The organism is Halorientalis litorea, assembly GCF_023028225.1.
Classification (GTDB): domain Archaea; phylum Halobacteriota; class Halobacteria; order Halobacteriales; family Haloarculaceae; genus Halorientalis; species Halorientalis litorea.
This window is the reverse complement of record NZ_CP095482.1, coordinates 1,002,622-1,020,728: the sequence shown is the minus strand read 5'-3', so window position 1 is coordinate 1,020,728 and position 18,107 is coordinate 1,002,622. Positions and strand designations below refer to the sequence as shown.

The 18,107-nt window shown below is 65.4% G+C and carries 21 protein-coding genes and 2 pseudogenes; 14 read left to right on the top strand and 9 right to left on the bottom strand.

All coding sequences use genetic code 11. The annotated features are described in order from the left end of the window. Nucleotides 1-13 precede the first annotated feature (13 nt). From MUG95_RS05535 to arcS, 5 genes are read left to right on the top strand one after another with little or no spacing between them, the layout of a single operon-like run. Nucleotides 14-289: a hypothetical protein gene (locus MUG95_RS05535; RefSeq protein WP_247010075.1), complete on the top strand. Its 276-nt coding sequence runs from the start codon at nucleotides 14-16 to the stop codon at nucleotides 287-289. After that, on the top strand, nucleotides 286-717 hold the full coding sequence (locus MUG95_RS05530) for a type II toxin-antitoxin system VapC family toxin (protein ID WP_247010074.1): 432 nt from the start codon (nucleotides 286-288) through the stop codon (nucleotides 715-717). The genes MUG95_RS05535 and MUG95_RS05530 overlap by 4 nt, the downstream gene beginning before the upstream one ends. 43 nt (nucleotides 718-760) lie before the next feature. After that, entirely contained in the window at nucleotides 761-2,257 is a 1,497-nt protein-coding gene (gene tgtA, locus MUG95_RS05525) for a tRNA guanosine(15) transglycosylase TgtA (RefSeq protein ID WP_247010073.1), read from the top strand. Next, nucleotides 2,254-2,517, top strand: coding sequence for a hypothetical protein (locus tag MUG95_RS05520; protein WP_247010072.1), 264 nt, complete (start codon nucleotides 2,254-2,256; stop codon nucleotides 2,515-2,517). Before tgtA ends, MUG95_RS05520 begins: the two co-directional genes overlap by 4 nt. A 38-nt stretch (nucleotides 2,518-2,555) precedes the next feature. Further along, nucleotides 2,556-4,364, top strand: a complete 1,809-nt coding sequence (gene arcS / locus MUG95_RS05515) for an archaeosine synthase subunit alpha (RefSeq protein WP_247010071.1) — start codon at nucleotides 2,556-2,558, stop codon at nucleotides 4,362-4,364. A gap of 1 nt (nucleotide 4,365) precedes the next feature. On the opposite strand, the gene MUG95_RS05510 is transcribed toward arcS, so the two are convergent. Both MUG95_RS05510 and MUG95_RS05505 read right to left on the bottom strand, forming a co-directional pair. Beyond that, nucleotides 4,366-4,947, bottom strand: coding sequence for a PH domain-containing protein (locus MUG95_RS05510; RefSeq protein ID WP_247010070.1), 582 nt, complete (start codon nucleotides 4,945-4,947; stop codon nucleotides 4,366-4,368). Beyond that, complete coding sequence (locus MUG95_RS05505; protein WP_247010069.1) at nucleotides 4,931-5,563, bottom strand: PH domain-containing protein; 633 nt, start codon at nucleotides 5,561-5,563, stop codon at nucleotides 4,931-4,933. Before MUG95_RS05505 ends, MUG95_RS05510 begins: the two co-directional genes overlap by 17 nt. Before the next feature lie 81 nt (nucleotides 5,564-5,644). Between MUG95_RS05505 and MUG95_RS05500 the strand changes: the two genes are divergently transcribed. Genes MUG95_RS05500 through MUG95_RS05485 form a run of 4 tightly spaced genes read left to right on the top strand, consistent with a single transcriptional unit; the run spans nucleotide 5,645 to nucleotide 7,021 of the window. Then, nucleotides 5,645-6,031 carry a DUF7971 family protein gene (locus tag MUG95_RS05500; RefSeq protein WP_247010068.1) on the top strand — a complete coding sequence of 129 codons (387 nt, stop codon included), beginning with the start codon at nucleotides 5,645-5,647 and terminating at the stop codon, nucleotides 6,029-6,031. 41 nt (nucleotides 6,032-6,072) lie between these two features. Then, nucleotides 6,073-6,372, top strand: coding sequence for a ubiquitin-like small modifier protein 1 (locus MUG95_RS05495; RefSeq protein ID WP_247010067.1), 300 nt, complete (start codon nucleotides 6,073-6,075; stop codon nucleotides 6,370-6,372). Next, complete coding sequence (locus MUG95_RS05490; RefSeq protein ID WP_247010066.1) at nucleotides 6,369-6,644, top strand: MoaD-like domain-containing protein; 276 nt, start codon at nucleotides 6,369-6,371, stop codon at nucleotides 6,642-6,644. Before MUG95_RS05495 ends, MUG95_RS05490 begins: the two co-directional genes overlap by 4 nt. Then, nucleotides 6,644-7,021 carry a DUF8048 family protein gene (locus tag MUG95_RS05485; protein WP_247010065.1) on the top strand — a complete coding sequence of 126 codons (378 nt, stop codon included), beginning with the start codon at nucleotides 6,644-6,646 and terminating at the stop codon, nucleotides 7,019-7,021. Before MUG95_RS05490 ends, MUG95_RS05485 begins: the two co-directional genes overlap by 1 nt. Here the strand turns inward: MUG95_RS05485 and MUG95_RS05480 are convergent. Then, nucleotides 6,965-7,897: an alpha/beta fold hydrolase gene (locus MUG95_RS05480; RefSeq protein ID WP_308219589.1), complete on the bottom strand. Its 933-nt coding sequence runs from the start codon at nucleotides 7,895-7,897 to the stop codon at nucleotides 6,965-6,967. The two genes, MUG95_RS05485 and MUG95_RS05480, sit on opposite strands and share 57 nt — an antisense overlap. Nucleotides 7,898-8,001: 104 nt before the next feature. Between MUG95_RS05480 and MUG95_RS05475 the strand changes: the two genes are divergently transcribed. Next, entirely contained in the window at nucleotides 8,002-8,631 is a 630-nt protein-coding gene (locus MUG95_RS05475) for a universal stress protein (RefSeq protein WP_247010064.1), read from the top strand. Here MUG95_RS05475 and MUG95_RS05470 read toward each other — a convergent pair. Then, nucleotides 8,628-10,622: an aldehyde ferredoxin oxidoreductase family protein gene (locus tag MUG95_RS05470; RefSeq protein WP_247010063.1), complete on the bottom strand. Its 1,995-nt coding sequence runs from the start codon at nucleotides 10,620-10,622 to the stop codon at nucleotides 8,628-8,630. The genes MUG95_RS05475 and MUG95_RS05470 overlap by 4 nt on opposite strands. A gap of 191 nt (nucleotides 10,623-10,813) precedes the next feature. On the opposite strand from MUG95_RS05470, the gene MUG95_RS05465 reads away from it, so the two are divergent. Continuing rightward, nucleotides 10,814-11,242 (top strand): VanZ family protein, encoded by a 429-nt coding sequence (locus MUG95_RS05465; protein WP_247010062.1) that lies wholly within the window; start codon nucleotides 10,814-10,816, stop codon nucleotides 11,240-11,242. On the opposite strand, the gene MUG95_RS05460 is transcribed toward MUG95_RS05465, so the two are convergent. The 5 genes from MUG95_RS05460 to MUG95_RS05440 are packed head-to-tail and all read right to left on the bottom strand — an operon-like array spanning nucleotide 11,239 to nucleotide 15,937. Further along, a complete protein-coding gene (locus tag MUG95_RS05460; RefSeq protein WP_247010061.1) occupies nucleotides 11,239-11,982 on the bottom strand; it encodes an ABC transporter ATP-binding protein in 744 nt (247 codons plus the stop codon). The genes MUG95_RS05465 and MUG95_RS05460 overlap by 4 nt on opposite strands. Continuing rightward, nucleotides 11,979-12,710 carry an ABC transporter ATP-binding protein gene (locus tag MUG95_RS05455; protein WP_247010060.1) on the bottom strand — a complete coding sequence of 244 codons (732 nt, stop codon included), beginning with the start codon at nucleotides 12,708-12,710 and terminating at the stop codon, nucleotides 11,979-11,981. The genes MUG95_RS05460 and MUG95_RS05455 overlap by 4 nt, the downstream gene beginning before the upstream one ends. Before the next feature lie 2 nt (nucleotides 12,711-12,712). Continuing rightward, entirely contained in the window at nucleotides 12,713-13,765 is a 1,053-nt protein-coding gene (locus MUG95_RS05450) for a branched-chain amino acid ABC transporter permease (RefSeq protein ID WP_247010059.1), read from the bottom strand. A 1-nt stretch (nucleotide 13,766) separates the two neighbouring features. After that, a complete protein-coding gene (locus tag MUG95_RS05445; protein WP_247010058.1) occupies nucleotides 13,767-14,657 on the bottom strand; it encodes a branched-chain amino acid ABC transporter permease in 891 nt (296 codons plus the stop codon). Between the two features lie 2 nt (nucleotides 14,658-14,659). After that, entirely contained in the window at nucleotides 14,660-15,937 is a 1,278-nt protein-coding gene (locus MUG95_RS05440; RefSeq protein ID WP_247010057.1) for an amino acid ABC transporter substrate-binding protein, read from the bottom strand. Between the two features lie 299 nt (nucleotides 15,938-16,236). On the opposite strand from MUG95_RS05440, the pseudogene MUG95_RS05435 reads away from it, so the two are divergent. The 3 genes and pseudogenes from MUG95_RS05435 to MUG95_RS05425 form a co-directional block, all read left to right on the top strand. Continuing rightward, nucleotides 16,237-16,407 (top strand): annotated as a pseudogene (locus tag MUG95_RS05435) (acyl-CoA dehydrogenase family protein); the annotation flags it as partial. 53 nt (nucleotides 16,408-16,460) lie between these two features. Beyond that, nucleotides 16,461-17,096: an IS6 family transposase gene (locus tag MUG95_RS05430; protein ID WP_247009449.1), complete on the top strand. Its 636-nt coding sequence runs from the start codon at nucleotides 16,461-16,463 to the stop codon at nucleotides 17,094-17,096. Between the two features lie 10 nt (nucleotides 17,097-17,106). Further along, nucleotides 17,107-18,105, top strand: a pseudogene (locus MUG95_RS05425) (acyl-CoA dehydrogenase family protein); the annotation flags it as partial. Between the last annotated feature and the right edge of the window lie 2 nt (nucleotides 18,106-18,107).

Below are 18,107 nucleotides of genomic sequence, written 5' to 3'. Positions count from 1 at the left end.
TGTAACTACAGGTATGGCGACAGCGGTCAAGATGGACGAGGAGGCAAAATCGAGGTTAGAGGAGTTGCAGGCCGAAATCCGGTTGGCGACGGGCGAGAAAGTGACCCAGCAGGAACTGCTGGCACAGTTGGTGGCGACCGCGTACGAATCCAAAGCCGAGTTCGTGGACGAGTTTCGAGAAGAGAGTGTCCCGCTGTCCGACGCCGAGCGGTCGCGGCTCTCGGAGACGCGCATCGAATCCGGTCGGGAAACGGACGAGGACGACATCGACGAGATACTGTACGGATGACGGTTCTCGTGGATACGGGCGTTCTCTACGCGGAGTACGACCGGTCGGCGACCCGTCACGACGCGGCAGCGGACGCGATGGAGACGGTGTACGACGGCGAACTCGGGCAACCGTTCACGAGCGACTACATCTACGACGAAGTCGTGACGCTGACCCAGCGCAGAACGGGGTCGTTCGAGGTGGCGAAGACGCTCGGGGAACGACTCCGTGGCGTCGGTAGCTTTCCGGACGTGTACTCTCTGCTGTACGTAACACCGGCCGTCTTTGGGTCGGCTGTCGAGACCTTCGAACAGTTCGACGACCAAGGACTGAGTTTCACCGACGCGGCTACCGTCGCGCTGGCGGACAGACACGACATCGACACGATACTCGCGTTCGACGACGGCTTCGACGGTATCGCCGACCGTACCGACCCCGCGATGCTGTAGCCGAACGACAGCCTTAGGCCCGCCCCGGGGCTACGCCGGGGCAATGCCCGACTGTTTCGAGGTGCGGGACTACGACGCCGCCGGCCGACTCGGCGAGTTGACGGTTCCGCGGGCCGACGTGACCGTCGAGACGCCCGCGCTCCTGCCGGTGGTCAACCCACACGTTCGGACAGTCGAACCCGCCCGCCTCGAAGCCGAGTTCGGGGCGGAGATTCTCATCACCAACGGCTACTCGCTGTACGGGTCCGACCCGTTCCGCGAGCGCGCACTCGAGGAGGGACTGCACGACCTCTACGACTTCTCGGGTGCCATCATGACCGATTCCGGGTCGTTCCAACTCGCCGAGTACGGCGACATCGACGTGGGCACCCGCGAGATTCTCGAGTTCCAGCGGGACATCGGGTCGGACATCGGGACGCCAGTGGACATCCCGACGCCGCCCGACGCCGACCGCGAGCAGGCGGCGGCGGAACTCGACCGGACCCAAGAGCGACTCGAACTCGCCGAGACGGTGGACACGGGCGAGATGTTGGTCAACGCGCCGGTCCAAGGCGGTGCGTTCCCGGACCTCCGCGAGTCGGCCGCCGAACGGGCCTACGGAACCGACCTCGACGTGTTCCCCGTCGGTGCGGTGGTCCCGCTGTTGAACAACTACCGATACGCCGACATCGTGGACGTGGTGACGGCGGCGAAACGCGGCCTCGGCGCGGACGCCCCCGTCCACCTGTTCGGTGCGGGCCACCCGATGATGTTCGCACTCGCCGTCGCGATGGGGTGTGACCTGTTCGACTCCGCCGCTTACGCGCTGTACGCCCGGGACGACCGCTACCTGACCGTCCGGGGGACCGAACACCTCGAGGACCTCGACTATCTCCCCTGTTCGTGTCCGGTCTGTGCCACCACCACGCCCTCGGAGTTGGAGGCCGAACCCGCCGACGAGCGCGAACGACTGCTCGCGGAACACAACCTCCACGTCACCTACGAGGAGATGCGAACCATCAAGCAGGCGATTCGGCGGGGGAACCTGCTGGAACTCGTCGAGACGCGCGCCCGGGGGCACCCGGCGATGCTCGACGGCTACCGCGCGCTGACCGGCCACGCCGCACAACTCGAACGGACCGACCCCGCCTCGAAGGACGCCTTCTTCTACCTCTCAAGCGAGAGCGCGGCCCGGCCCGAGGTCCTGCGGCACCACGACCGCCTCTCGCGACTGGACGCCACAGGCGACATCCTCCTCAGCGAGGGGGACACGAACGAGGCGTACGACGAGACGTGGCGGCTCCGGCCCCCCTTCGGCCCGTACCCGCGGGAACTCTCGGAGGTGTACCCGCTCAACGCGGAACTCCCCGACCGACTCGACGGCCCGGCCTACGAGGCCGCCGCCGCCGGCGTCCGTCGGTTGGTCGAGGCGAACCCGGACGCGACGTTCACGGTCGCCCACTGGGACTGGCCCGAGCAGGCACTCGCGGCCCTCCCCGGCTCGGTCGACACCCACCAACTCGGCGTGGACGACACGGATTGGCACGGAGGGACCGAATGAACCGCCCGAACCTGTTCCACGGGTCGATGGCCGTCTACGGGGCCGTCATCGGGCTCGATACGGTGCTGTCGGTCCTCGCGGCGGGTCTCACGCTCGCGCGGGGTGGAACGATAGCCGCGAGCGCGCTGGTCCTCGGGGCCGGCCTCTACGGGCTGAAAGAGCCGGACCGGTCGAGTTCGGTCAGCGACTCGTGGCTCGCCTACCTCGTCGCGGCGGGTGCGGTACTCGTCGTCCTCAGCGTCCTCGCGGCGCGACTGTGAAGGAAAGATAGTTCACCGCCGCTCCCCGACCCGGAGCCATGACCGACTACTTCGAGGTCCACGAGCGCGACGGGGCCGCCCGGATGGGGGAGTTGCGCCTCGCGGACCCGGTGCCGACGCCCGCGCTCGTCGCCGACGCCGACGGTGACGGCGGCGACGCCGAAGCAACACACGCCGCGGCCGTCATCCGTGACGCCGGGAGTCGCTGGCCCACCGACCGCGAGGTGCCCGACGGCGACGAGTCCGTGCTGACCGTCCTGCCCCACCGGGGACTTCCCGCGGGGACGCCGGACGAGGTGGAAGCCGCGTTCGCCACCGACTACACCGACGTGGACTACCCGAGTGCGGCCGTCGTCTCGCCGTCCACCGCGAGCGACTGCGGTGCGGACGGCTACGTCCTCTCGGGTGCGGGCGGCTACGTCGGCCACGCGGCGGCGTTCGTCGACGCTATCGTGACCACGCGCGACGCCGTCCCGGCGGACAGCGCGCTCTACCTCTCGGGCGTCGCCACGCCGGCCAACGTCGCCACGCTCGTCTACGCGGGCGTGGACCTCGTGGACGCCGACCGTGCCGTCGTCTGCGGGACGCAGGGCCGCTACCTGACGACCGACGGCCACCAGTTCCTCGAAGACTTGGACGAACTCCCCTGTGCCTGTCCCGCGTGTCAGACGCCCCGCGAGGCGTTCGACCGCGAGGACTGCGTGGCACACAACGTCAACGCGCTGGCGGCGGAACTGAAGCGCGTCCGTCGCCGGATTCGGGACGGTCGCCTGCGCGATTACGTCGAGGGGCAGGCCCGCCACGACCAGTGGCTGACGGCGACGATGCGCCGCCTCGACCAGCAGTACAGTTACCTCGAACAGCGGGTACCAGTCCTGCGCCGGGCCGAGATGACCGCCGCCACCGACGACAGCCTCCGGCGGGTCGAGATTCAGCGGTTCGCCGAGCGCGTGACCACGCGCTACCGCAACCGGTTCGACGCGCCGCTGGTGTTGGTCCCCTGCTCGGCCTCGAAACCCTACAGCGAGTCACAGAGTCACGGCCAGTTCCACGACGCCATCCAGTGGCGGGGCCACGTCGTCTCGATGACCTCCCCCATCGGCGTCGTCCCCCAAGAGTTGGAGTGTACCTATCCCGCCCAACACTACGACTCGGTGGTCACTGGTGAGTGGACGGCGACCGAAACCGAGTTCGTCGCCGACGTACTCGAAGCGTACCTCCGCCGGGCCGACTACCCCCGAATCGTGGCACACGTCCCCGACGAGGGCTACCGCGAAATCGTCGAGCGTGCCACCGACTCGCTGGCGTACGACCCCGAGTTCACGGTCCCGGACCACCCGACGACCGACGAGTCGCTGGCGAACCTCGAAAATGCCCTCGACGGCGAAGAGACGTATCGGAAGCGGGAGCGCGAACACAACACCGTCCGTGCCATCGCGGACTACCAGTTCGGAAGCCCCGAATACCCCGGCGCGGGCGACGACCTGTTCCCGGACCTCCAGACGGAGGCGTTCTACCCGAAACTCCGGGTGGCCGACGCCGACGGCGAGCAGTTGGCGGCGATGGTCCCTCAGTACGGCGTCCTCTCGCTGACGCTCGCGGGTGCCCGCCAGTGGGTCGAGAGTCCGGTGCCGACGAAACGCGTCGAGATAGACGACTTCGTCCCTCACGGGAGCGTCCTCGCGCCCGGCGTTGTCGACGCCAGCGACGACATCCGCCCGGGCGACGAGGTAGTCGTCGAGGGGCCGTCCGCGTTCGCCGTCGGCCGGGCGGAGATGAGCGGCCCGGAGATGGCCGAATCTACCCGTGGTGTCGCCAGTGAAGTCCGCCACGTCGCGGAGCGGTAAGCTACCGCTCGCGGTCGGCGTCGGTTCGCTGTTCGACCGTCCGTCGGAGCCGTTGCACTTCCTCGCGGATGGCCTGCCACTGCTCGATGGACCCCGGAACCGCCGCGTCTGCAGGGGACTCCTCCTCTCCGAGCAACTCCGAGACGAGTTGCTCGACTGCTCGCGGGTCGGTCACGTTGCTGAAAGCGAGTTCGGTACCGTTCCCGCCGGCGGTGTCGAAGGTGACGGTCCCGTAGCCGAAGGCCGTCCCGAGGATGCCCTGTGAGTAGGACGCGTTCTGGACTGTCTCGTAGCCCACGGCAGTCACGCGCCGGCCGAGGACACCCTGTTTCCGGTAGAGTTTGTCCGTCGTCACGACGTACTCGACGTTCCGGACCCAGAGATACACACCGGCAGCGGGGACGACGCCGGCCACCCCCAGCAGGGACGGAACCTCGGGGACCAGCACCGAGGCGGCGGCGACGACGACGCCGATAACGGCTCCCGGGAGTGCTGTCTGGATACGCGGCCCACCGCACCAGCGAACCGCCTCGCCGGGGCCGGCAGTCAGCCACGGCACGCCGTCGTCACTCGCCGCTCCCATCGGCTCTGTCACCCCGCGCTCGCCGACCGGTCTGCTCGCGGCGTTCTGACTGCGAACTGTTCCCCTGCCGCTCTGTGACGGTTCCGCCTTCGGCATCGAGTGCCGTCCGGATGGCCCGTAACTCCGCGAGAATCTCGTCGAGTACCTCCGCCGACGACTCTTCGTTTTCGTGTTCGTCTCTCGGCCCGCGGGCCTGTCGAATTCGCCGGTTGATGCGTTCCTGTACGCCTTTGGGGTCGGGCACGGAGCCGAACTGCATCTCGACGCCGGACCCGCCAGCCGTCGAGATATCGACGTTTCCGTAGCCGAAGTGCTTGCCGAGCGCGCCCTGACTGTACGAGGTGTTCTGTATCTTCTCGAACGCTATCTTGCGGACGCTCCGCGAGAAGATACCCCGTTTCTGGTAGAGGGCATCGGTCGTCAGCACGTAGTGCGTGTTCTCCCGGTTGAGGTAGGAGCCGACGACTATCGGGATGCCGACGAGTAGCAGCGAGAGGGGAATGCCGACGACCAGCGCGGGGACGATACTGTAGACGTGCGGCTGACCCGACCACAGGACACGCTCGGCGTCGTCGAGCGTCAGCCAGTCGAACTCGACTCGGGAGGGCTCGTCCATACGCCGGATAGCCCGGCCCAGAGTGAAATCTGTAATGGTCGCCGCCGGGAAACTTTAGTCTCGGCCGTCCCTCCCGGAGGCATGGACGAGATATCGCTGGGCGTGCCAGCACCGATTCTCGACTCGCTCCCGGAGGACGGGCAGGCGGCGGCACAGGACATGCAACGCGCCGTCGAGGGCTGGGAACAACGCATCAACCACGCCATCGCCGAGGCCGACGACGACGCCGAAGCCACGGGGTACGTGTTGGACGCCATCGAGCGGATGGACGACCGTCTCGAAACCTACGACGCGTTCGTCCCTGAACTCCGGGCGTGGGGCCAGTCCCCCATCTACGCCATCGCGTGGCGCAACCTCATGGCCGACCTCATCGGGCAGTTGTACGACCACGACGACCTCGGCGAGCGACTCGACAGGGAGCGGACCCACCGGGTCGTCGACGACGGCATCCGGTTGCGCGACCTCTGACCCGCGCCGAATTTATACCGCCAGCGCGCCTCTCCGTGGACATGCACCTCGAACTGCGCTTTTTCGCCACCTTCCGGGCCGTCGTCGGGCAGAAGGAACTCGACCGGGAGTTCCCCGACGACGCGACGGTGGCCGATGTCCTCGCCGCCCTCGAATCCGACTACCGGGACCTCGAACGGCAACTCCTCGACGAGGAGGGCGAGATTCGGCCACAACTGTCCGTCCTCAAGAACGGCCGGGAAGTCGTCCACATGCAGGGGGCCGAGACGCCCCTCTCGGACGGCGACTCCCTCTCTATTTTCCCCCCGGTTGCCGGCGGCGCGGAGGGGGTCGACCGATGAGAGTCGACAAGGCGTTCCGCGGCATCTCGAAGCGGTTGGCCGTCCACTACCTCGAGAACCTCGGCGGCGACCTCGTGGTCGGTGACCGTGAGGACGACGCGGAGGCCCGCGTCGCAGGCCCGGACTGGACTGTCACGCTCTCGGCCGAGAAAGTGGACGTGGCCGGGTCGATGCAGTTGACCGAAGTGAGCGTCACCTTCGAGGGTTCGGAATCGGCCGTGGAGCCGCTGGTCGAGCAGTTCTCGCAGAAGGCGATGCGTGCCGGTGGCTGATGGCGGGCGACCCCATCGACGGGCAGACACTGTTGCTCGTCGCGGCGAAGGCGAGCGTCGGGCCGCGGCAACTCCCGGACCTCGTGGACGTGGTGCAGGCCGACCTCCGGGAGTGCCGCGAGCAGTACCGCCGCGAGTACGAACTCGCACACGAGACAGACGACTACGCCGCCTTCTTCGTCGAGGACGGCCACTGGGAGGAAATCGGCGAGCGGGTCGGGTTCGACGACCGCGAGAGAGACGCGGTGCGGCGTGCCCACCACGAACAACTCCGCCGAGACGGCCGCCGGGTGGGACGCCGCGAGGAGTTCGAGACGGCCCTAGAGATTCGGGCCTGCGTCCTCGTCGGCACCGTGGCCGTCGAGAAATTCGAGTAGCCGGTCGCCCACTCGCTCGGGCGCGTCGTGGTGAACCCAGTGGCTGGCTTCCGGGAACCGCTCGACCCGGAGGTCGGCGACCCACCGCTCCAACCCTTCCGAGAGGCCGACGCCGAGTGCCGGGTCCTGCTCGCCCCACAGCAACAGCGTCGGCACCTGACTCTCGGTGTCGGCGGGCGGTGCGGCGGCGGTGCCGGGCAGTATCGCGCCCGCCGTCTCGCGGGCGTACGCCCGGTAGTAGTTGACGGCGGCGCGGGCCGCCCCCGGACGGCAGAACGCCTCGCGGTAGCGGTGGATGTCCTCGTCGGTGAACGCCGCTGGGGTCGCCGCGCTTTCGCGGAACATCGACCCGACCGCACGGCCCCGGCCCAGCGTCAGCAGCCGCTCGGGGAGCCACGGGAGTTGAAACGCGAGCGCGTACCACGACCGACGCAGTTGCGCGAGGTCGAACCGCTCGGCCAGTGCCGCGGGGTGTGGTGCGTTCATCACGGTGAGGCTGTCGAGCAACTCGGGATGCTCCGCGGCCGTCGTCCACGCGAGTGTCCCGCCCCAGTCGTGGCCGACGAGGTGGGCTGACTCCCCGTAGTGGCGTATCAGTCCCGTCACGTCGCCGACGAGTTCGTCGAGGGTGTAACTGCCGACGCCGGGCGGTTTCTCCGAGCGGTTGTACCCCCTGAGGTCGGGCGCGACGACGCGGTACCCGGCCGCCACCAGCCCGGGTATCTGGGCGCGCCACGAATACCAGAACTCGGGGAACCCGTGGAGACAGACGACGAGCGGTCCCGCCGGGTCGCCCGCCGTCACGGTGTGGAGGCGCGTGCCGTCGACGGTGACGTGGTCGTGTGTCAGTGCCACGTCGGTGAGTCGGTCGGTCACGACACGGAGTACGGGCGCAACTAAAAAGAGCGTTCCCGACGCGTGTTCTCAGACGCCGGGAATCGGGTGGCCGGTATTTAGGTCTCCCCGGCGGAGTTCCGAACATGTACGACCGAATACTTGTACCCACTGACGGGAGTACCGGGAGCGCGCACATCGCCATGCAGGCCATCGACCTCGCCGAGCAGTACGACGCGACGGTACACGTCGTCTACGTCGTCGACGAGGACGTTGGGTCGCTGCTACAGAGCATGAAGATAACCGAACCCGAACTCCGCGAGTACGGCCAACGCGCCGTCGAGAAGGTAGAGCGGATGGTGCAGGCTCACGGTGTCGACGTGGCGGCAGAGGTACTGGAAGGGGACCCGGCGACGACGATTCTCGACTACGCCGACGAGATAGACGCGGACCTTGTCGTCGCGGGGACACACGGCCGGTCGGGCATCGAGCGCCGCCTCATCGGCAGCGTCGCCGAACGACTCGTCCGCCGCGCGTCCTGTCCGGTGATGACGGTTCGCCTCCCCGAGACGAACGTTACCGTCGAGGACGAAGACCACGCGACGGAACTGGCCGAAGAGGAACTGGCGAACCGCGGCATCGACGCCACGGTAACGGGCATCGAACAACAGCAACACGTCTGGGTCGCGGAGGCGACCACCGACGACGGGTCACTCCTCGTCTACGTCGACCCCGAGACACAACGCACGAGCGTCGTGACCGAGGCGAATCCCTAGTCGTCGCTCGGGGCGGCCGCGCCGCCCTCGCTGGAGACGCCGGTGCCGGGACCGACGTCGATGTCGAGTGCGTCGAGTTTCTCGTCGGGGACGACGCCGTCGACCCAGCCCCGAACCTCGTAGTACTCGTCTTTCATCTGGTCGAGTTCGGCGAGTTCGCCCTCGCTCGCGCCCTGTGCGGGGATTGCGTTCTCGGACCCTTCCACGAAGCGGTCGGGCAAGTCGTCGTCTGCGCCGTCGAAGCCACACAGGTTGTTGTAGTAGCGTTCGAGGTTGTAGACGCGCTCGCCGGCCTCGATGAGTTCCTCCTCGGTCACGTCCAGTCCGGTCATGCCGTTGTACTGGAGGACGTACTCCTCGATGCCCTCCGCGAAGGCGTTGAACTTGCAGATGTCGAAGCTGTCGCTGATGGCGTGGAGGTTCTGGAAGGTAGCACACAACTCGCCTTTACCCGCCGGTTCGTAGGGGTCGACTTTCTCGGGGATGCCGAGAATCTCGGCGGCGGGGGTGTACCCGCGCAGGTGACAGGCCCCGCGGTTCGAGGTGGCGTAGCCGATGGCCATCCCCTTCATGCACCGGGGGTCGTAGGCCGCCATCGATTGCCCCTTCACCGCGAGTGAGTTGTCGTGGGCGTCGAACGCGTCGCCGAGGTGGGTCGGTCCCTCCGCGAGGTGGTCCGCGAGCTCGGTCTCGCGGTGGCCGATTTTCTCGATGAGGTCTATCATCTCGTCGGAGTCGCCCCAGTCGATGCCGCCGGGAGACGCTGTCTCCCGAGCCTCCGAGTCTCCCGACTCGGAGACGTCGCCCAACTCGTCGAATTTCCCCTCCTCGGTCATCTCCATCGCCATCGCGATGGTGTTGCCCGTGTCGATGGTGTCGATGCCGAGGTCGTTGCACTTGTCGAGCATCACGGCGATGCGGTCCCGGTCGTGATGGCCGGAGTTGGGACCGAGTGCCCACGCGGATTCGTACTCGTAGGACTCCATCCGCACGTTCATCTCCTCGCCCTTGTGCATCGCCGTCACCTCGACTTCCTTCTTGCAGGCGACCGGGCAAGAGTGACAGGTGGGTTCGTCCACGAGGATGTTCTCGCGGACGTTCTCGCCGCTGACTTTCTCGGCGTCGATGATTCGCTCGCCGTCGCCTTCGGCGTCGGACATGGCCCGCGTCGAGGAGTACTGGCCGTTCTTCGTCGGCAGGCCGTCCATCTCCTCGGTCGCGTTCATCAGGACGTTCGTCCCGTACATCGAGAGGCCGCCCTCGTTCGGTGCCGTCACCTCCGACTCCTGAATGAGTTGCATGGCCTGCTTGTGCCCCTCCATGAACGTCTCCTTGTCCGCCGGCTGGGGCATCTTCGTCGTGGACTTGACGACGACGGCTTTGAGATTCTTGTTGCCCATCACACAGCCAGTGCCGCCCCGGCCCGAGGCTCGGTCGTCCTCGTTGACGATGCAGGCGTACTTGACTTCGTTCTCCCCGCCCTGCCCGATGGCCATCATCGAGAGGTTCTTGCCGTAGGCCCCTTCCAGTTCCTCCTCCAGCGTGTCCCGCGTCTCGTGGACGCCCGACCCCCAGAGGTGTGAGGCGTCCCGGAGTTCGACTTCGCCGTCCTCGACGAAGGCGTACACTGGCTCGTCGGCCCGCCCCTCGAACAGCAGGCCGTCGAACCCGGCCCACTTCAGCCGTGCCCCCGACCACCCGCCGTGGTGGGAGTCGGTGACCGTCCCCGTCAGCGGTGACTTCGTGCAGACGGCGATACGGCCGCTCATCGTGGTCTGTGTACCCGTGAGCGGCCCGTTCATGAACGCGAGCAGGTTGTCCTCGCCCAGCGGGTCCACGTCCGGGCCTTGGTCGAAGACGTACTTGACACCGAGGCCCCGCGCCCCGATGTACTTCTTCGCGTCCTCGTCGTCGATGCTCTCGTAGTTCACGTCGCCCGAGCCGAGGTCTACCCGTGCCACGTTGTCGTGGAATCCACCGAGGTTTGTCATGAATTAACGTACCGTACTTTACTAGGGGCTACAACGGATTATTGGTTGCTCGCGAGTTGTAACTAGTACTGTTTACGCTACGTCCATGCGAACTGGTCGCAAACGGGACACCACCGGCGGCCCGCATCGACGCCACGGTGACGGCCCGGCGAACCCGAGCAGTCTTCAGCCTCTGCTGTCGAGGGACGGACGTGCAGTCGATTCGGCACTCGCTCAGGGAATGGCCCGGTCGGACAGTCCCGGCTATCGTGTACGCCGGTATCGTGTTCGCCGCGTCCGTCGTGAACCCGCCGTCGGGTGGGCAACCAGCGGTCGGGCCGCTCGGACTCGTCGGTGCGGACAAGTGGGTTCACGCGATTGCGTACGCGGTTCTGACCGTCCTCCTCGCTTACGCGCTGTGGGCGACCACGTTCCGGTTGCTGGTGGTGGTGGCCGTCGTCGCGAGCGTGTACGGTCTCGGCATCGAACTCGTCCAGTCGGCCCTGCCGTTCCGAACGTTCGACAGACTCGACGCGGCGGCCAACACGCTCGGTGTCCTCGTGGCTGGCCTGGTGCTCTGGGTCGTCTCGTGGTGTTTGGATGAGTCGTCGGGACGGTGGGTGGCTCGGGAGTCGCGCTAGAGTCCGAGGTACACTTCCATCAGTTCGTTCTCGTCGGAGAGTTCGTCCGGTGACCCGTCGAAGGCGAGTTCCCCCGCGACGAGGATGTTGACGTGGTCGGCCAGACGGAGCGCGGCCGTGACGTTCTGCTCGATGAGAATGATGCGCGCACCGCGCGTGACGAGACGCTCGACGAGTTCGAAGGCGTCCTCGACCAGCGCGGGCGAGAGGCCGGCACTGGGTTCGTCGAGCAGGAACGTGTCCGCGCCGGTCATCATCGCTCGGCCGAGACTCACCATCATCTGCTGGCCGCCGGACAGCGACGACGCCCGGTCGTCCAGTTTGTCTTCCAGTGCCGGGAAGGCGTCGAGGACTTCCTCACGCCGACGCCGATACGCGTCCTTGTCGGAGACGGTGAAGCCGCCGACCTGCAGGTTCTCCTCGACGGTGAGCGTCCCGAAGACGCCGCCACCTTGGGGGACTGTGGCGATGCCCTCGCGGACGATTTCGTCCGGCTTGGCGTCCGACAGGTCCGTATCCCCGTAGGTAATCGTGCCGTCCCAGATGGGGACGGACCCGTTCAGCGTCTTCAGCAGCGTGGACTTCCCGCTGCCGTTGGGGCCGAACAGACAGGTGATGCCTTCGTGGGACTGAATGTCGACGCCGTGGATGACCTCGTGGTCACCGTACCCCGTGACGATGCTCTCCGCGCGGAGGACGGGGGGGTCCGACCGCGTCGTCTGCTGGCGGTCCGAACTCATATCGGCACCTCCTCCTCGTCGGCGGACCCGAGGTACGCTTCGCGGACGCGAGTGTCCGTACTGACCTCGTCGAAGGTACCCTGCACGATGTGTTCCCCTTGGTCCAGCACCGAGACGGTGTCGACTATCTGTTTCAACACGTCCATGTCGTGTTCGATTATCATGAACGTCGTCCCGTCCTCGTTGAGTTCCCGCAGGTGGTCGAGGATGCGGTCCGCGAGTGCCGGGTTGACGCCGGCCGTCGGTTCGTCGAGCAGAATCATCTCCGGGTCGAGCATCAGCACGCGGCCGAGGCCGAGGAGTTTCTTCTGTCCGCCGCTCATCCCGCTGGCACCGTCGTCGGCGATGTGGTCGATTTCGAGGAACTCGAGTATCTCCTGTGCACGCTCGTGTTCGTCGACGTCGTCCGGCGTCTGGACCGCCAGCATGTTCTGCCGGACGGTCATGTTCCCGAACGGTGCGGCGATTTGGAACGTCCGGCCGACGCCGCGCCGGGCGATTTCGTGCGGTTCCCAGCCGGTGATGTCCGTGCCATCGAAGGTAACGGTCCCGCCGTCGGGCGTGTAAAAACCCGTCAGCGAGTTGAAAAACGTCGTCTTGCCGCTGCCGTTCGGGCCGATGATGCCACGAATCTCGCCGCGGTCGACGCGCAACGTGATGTCGTCGTTCGCGGTCAGCGCGCCGAACTGCTTCGTGAGGCCGTCGGTCTGGAGTAGTGGTTCGGACATGGTTACAGGATGTCGAACTTCTCGCCGAGTTCACGCAGGTTGCGTTTGACGTCGTCGCGGCCGACTTCCCCTCGGAGAATGCCGACGACGCCGCTCGGCGCGAACAGCACGGTGGCCATGATGAGCAACCCGATGAGCGGCAGATACAGCGTCGAGCTCCCGAGGAACAGCGACGATAAGCGGTTCAGCAGGAATATCATGACGCCGCCGATGATGGGGCCGCCGATGGTGCCGAGTCCGCCCAGCAGTGCCATGATTATCATCTGGTCGGTGATGAGGGGTGCCAGCACGTCGTTCGGGTGGATGAACGTGATGTAGTAGGCGTTGGCACCGCCGAACAGCGCGGCGATGACACACGAGAGGACGTACACCCGTCGTTTGATTTGGGTCGCGTCGATGCCTAGCGACTGGGCGGCGTCCTCGTGGTCACGAATCGCTTTCACGCGGAAGCCGAACTCGCTGCGCTCGAAGAGCCAGTAGGCGAGCGCGATGGTCCCGAGCGACAGCACCAACATCAGGTAGTAGAAAAACGTCTCGTTCGGGGCACCGACGAACGGGAGGCCCGTGGACTCCGGTCCCGTGGGGAACGTCATCCCGTAGTTGCCGCCGGTGATGTCGAGGATGAGTGCGAGTTCCTTGATGGCCTCCGCGAACGCCCACGTCGCGATGGCGAAGTACGCACCCGACAGGCGGAGCGTCGGCACGCCGACGGCGTAGGCGAGCACGGCACAGAACGCGGCCGCGATGGTCAGGCCCACGACGAAGGAGACGCCGAGTTCCGTCATCGCGATGCCGGTGACGAACGCGCCCACGCCGAAGTACGCCCCGTGACCGAAGTCCAGATAGCCGGCGTAGCCGCCGATCATGTTCCACGACTGGGCGAGGCCGACCCACAGCAACGCGCCGAGAGCGATACGCGTCCAGAACGTGTCGAGCGCGAACGGGAGCACCGTCAGGACGAGTGCCGCGATGGCGAACAGCCAGAAGGGGGCATCGTCGCGCTCGAAGATGGCTTGGATGCGGTCCCGAACGGTCGCCTCGTTTTCGGTACTCACGTCAGGCCACCTCCCCTTTGCCGAGGAGTCCTTCGGGCCGGACCAGCAGGAGCAGGTAAATCAGCCCGAACAGGGCGAAAAACACCACGTCCCCGCCGAGATAAATCGACGTCAGCGACTGTACTAACCCGAGGACGACGCCACTGACGATGATTCCGGGTAGGTAGCCCAGCCCGGCGAGTACGATCATGAAGAACGCGAACGCGGTGTACTGCAGGCCCATGCCGGGGCCGGCGGCGTAGATGAGGCCGATGAAGACCCCGCCCGTCGCCGTCAGGCCGGCGTAGACGCCGTACGCGATGGACTGGTACCGGTTGATGTTGACGCCCATCAGCCCCGCGATGTCCCGGTCCTCGGCGATGGCCCGGATGGCCGTCCCGCCGGTGGTCCGGTAGAGGTAGTACATGAACGCGACGAGCGACAGCACGCCGACGATGGCGGTGACGACCCGTATTTCCGGGAAGACGCCGATACCCGTCACGTCGATGCCGCCGCTCAGTGCCTTCGTCGGGACGTTTCGCGTGTTCGGGCCGAAAATCGTCAGGACCGACCCGCGAAGGAAGGTCGCAAGCCCGAACGTGAACACGAGTCCCATCAGCAACGGCATCGGTCGGTCTCCCGTCGTCACGTGGTGGATGAACGGCTGGACGGCGACGCCGACGAGGAAGAAGACGACGAACGCTATCGGGACGACGAACAACCCTTCACCACCGAGTATCGGGGCCACGATGGCACCGGTGAAGGCACCGAGCATCACGTACTCGCCGACGGCGAAGTCGATTATCTCCAAGACGCCGAACACGAGCGCGAATCCCACGCCGACGGTGACGTAGATGCCCCCGAGCAGCAGGCCATTTATGATTGACTGGACGAGGAGTTCTGTCGAGACCATCGTTACTCACTGACTGGGTAGTTGGCGTCCGAGGCCGACGCCGAGGACCCGACGACCACTGCCTCGTTGTCGTCCTGCAACTGAATCGGCAGCGGGTCCGTTGTCGTGTTGTTGTGGTAGAACTCGCCCTCTTTGTCGAACGTGACGTCCCCGTAGAACGTCTCGACCTCGATGTCCTCGATGATGCTCACGAGTTGGCTCTGCTCGGAGGCAGAGAGCGGCGGGGCCGCCCCCAACTCCTCGAGTGCCTGCTGGTAGACGATGCCCGCGGCACTGGACCCGGCCTGCGTGTAGTCCGGCTCCGCGTCGAACTCGTTCCGGGACGCCTCGGCGTAGTCCGCCGCGGAGCCGAACAGGACACCGCCGGCGCGCTCGACGCTGGGGAGCCACACCGTCGCCCCGAACGTGTTCGTGGCCCCGTCGCCGAGCCCCTCTCTGAAACTCGACGTGTTCACGCCGTAGTGACAGAAGAAGCCGTTCGGCTGGTAGTTCAACTGGTCTGCAGCGTTCAGGAGGCTCACGTGGCTCCCGATGTGGCCGCCGTGGAAGTGTAGGTCCGGGTCCTGGTCTTTCGCGCTACTGACGACGTTCGTCCAGTCGGTGTCGGACGGGTTCAGGCTGTAATCGAGCACCTCGACGTTCCGGTCCTCGGCGGCGGCCCGCATCGCGCTCGCCGTCGCCTCCGAGAACGGCCCGTTCACGCCGCTCACGTACACCGACTCGGCCGCCGGGTCGAGCGACAGAATCTCGTCGGCCGTCTGCCGTGCAATCTGGGTCACCGCCGGGACGGTCCCGAACGTGTGGTTGTACTGCTCTCCCCAGATACGCGGCGACTCGGCACTCCCGGTGATGTGCGGCGTCTGGTTTTTCTCCATGATGGGTGCCACCGCCAGCGTCACGTTACTGGAGTACGGGCCCAGCACCGCGTCGACGCCCTCGTTGTTAATCATCTGTGACGCCGCGTCGGCACCGGTGCTCGGGTCGGACTGTGCATCCGCGTAGGTCAGTTCGACTTCGTAACTGCTGCCGTCTATCTCGATGCCGCCGTTGTCGTTGACCGTCTTCTTCCAGAGGTCGTACCCACGGCGCGTCACCTCGCCACCGAACCGGAGGTCACCGGACAGCGACGTCACCGCACCGAACTTGAACGTGTCTCTCCCTTGGTCTGACTCCCCGCCCCCGAGACACCCGGACACCCCTGCGACACCGAGTGTGCTCGTCAATCCCGCCGCCTTCACGAAGTTCCGCCGGTCAATCGTGTTCTTGATGTTATCTCGCATACCTGCCACGCTGTTTTACACCATTGTATATAATACCTTCGCAATTTCGTACCTAATCCAAGAATAAGGGACTATATGGAAGAAAAAACAACCGGGTCCGTTACGGACTCCCGACGACATCCGGCGGTTCGGTGCCGAACCGGACACCCATCTACTCCTCTCAGAGGATGACTCCCGGTCCTGTCCGTTCGGAGCCAGCTAGCGATGCAGGAGTCTTGATTAGATATTATACGAGAAAAATAGCTAAGTATGGATAAAATCCAAAAAATTATATCCTCTGCGACATCTGGTTCCTCGTAATGCTCGACTACGTGAACTTGGAGTCGGACCTCTCGGACGAAGAGCGGATGATACAGGAGACCGCCCGAGAGTTCGTCGAAGAGAACGTCACACCGGACATCGGTGACCACTGGATCGAGGGTACCTTCCTGACCGACCTCATCCCGGAGATGGGCGAGATGGGTTTTTACGGCGGTGTTCAGATAAGCTTGAAAGGTGAGGCGGATGCGGTTTTTAGTGCTCTATGCCAAAAACCGACCGCCTCAACGGCTGTTTAGACCAGATCGAGTTAGAGTTTGTGGAGCGCGAAGCGACACCGCAACTGCTGATGAAACTCAGTATTCAGTTGCATCTTGCTGGACTCTCGCTTTCGAATACTGTTTCGTTTCTTGATGTATTCGGTGTCCAACGCGCACGATCCACTGTTCACAACTGGGTTCACAAGGCCGATCTACAGCCCCAGGATGGACGCCAGCCAGATCACGTTGCGGTCGACGAAACTGTGATCCAGCTTGACGACGAGCGCTACTGGCTGTACGCCGCCGTCGATCCTGACACGAACGAATTACTCCATACAAAGCTTGAGCCAGTGAGAACAAACGCTTTCGCTCACGCGTTCTTTGCCGAACTCCGCGAGAAACACGCCGTCGACGACGCCGTGTTTCTCGTCGATGGTGCCGCCCCGCTGAAAGACGCCTGTCAACGACACGGCCTCGATTTCAGATATGAACGTCATGGAAATCGGAACAGTGTCGAACGTGTCTTTCGTGAGGTAAAACGACGTACTTCTTCGTTCTCAAACTGTTTCAGCAACGCCGAGCGAGACACAGCTGACGACTGGCTCCAATCGTTTGCCTTCGCATGGAATCAGCTAATCTGAACACTACCGTTTTTACGCCCCGAACCTTGAGGGCTACGGCCTGCCCAACGTCAGCGAGAAGGCCTACGGCCTGCTCATGCAGGAGTTGGAGGCGTGTGACTCGGGGCTGCGCTCGATGGCCTCGGTGCAGGGCGCGCTGGTCATGTACCCGATTCACGCCTTCGGGAGCGAGGCGCAGAAAGACGAGTGGCTCCCCAAACTCGGGACGGGCGAGGCGGTGGGCTGTTTCGGCCTGACCGAACCCCAGCACGGCTCGAACCCCACGGCCATGGAGACCCGGGCGGAAGCCGCCGACGGCGGCTACGTGCTCAACGGCGCGAAGACGTGGATTACCAACTCCCCGATTTCGGACGTGGCCGTCGTCTGGGCACGTGACACCTCCGACCCCGACACGCCGGTGCGTGGGTTCCTCGTCGAAACCGACCGCGACGGCGTCACCACCAACAAAATCGACGAGAAACTCTCGCTCCGTGCGTCCATCACGGGCGAAATCAGCCTGCAGAACGTCTTCGTCCCCGAGGAGAACGTCTTGCCGGACGTGCAGGGGATGAACGGGCCGCTGTCGTGTCTCACGCAAGCGCGCTACGGCATCGCGTGGGGAGCCATCGGGGCGGCACGGGACAGTTTCCAGACGGCGCTGGACTACGCGAAAGACCGCGACCAGTTCGGCGGCCCCATCGCGCGGTTCCAGATGCAACAGGACAAGCTCGCGGAGATGGCGAGCGAGATTACGCTGGCGCAGTTGCTCGCCCACCGGCTGGCGGACCTGAAAGAACGCGGGGAGATGCGGCCCCAGCACGTCTCGCTGGCAAAGCGCAACAACGTGCGGATGGCGCGGGACCAATCACGCATCGCCCGGGAGATTTTGGGCGGGAACGGCATCACTGCCGACTACTCGCCGATGCGTCACATGGCGAATCTCGAAACCGTCTACACCTACGAGGGCACCCACGACATCCACACGCTCATTCTGGGCGAGGACCTCACCGGCATCCCCGCCTACGAGTAACC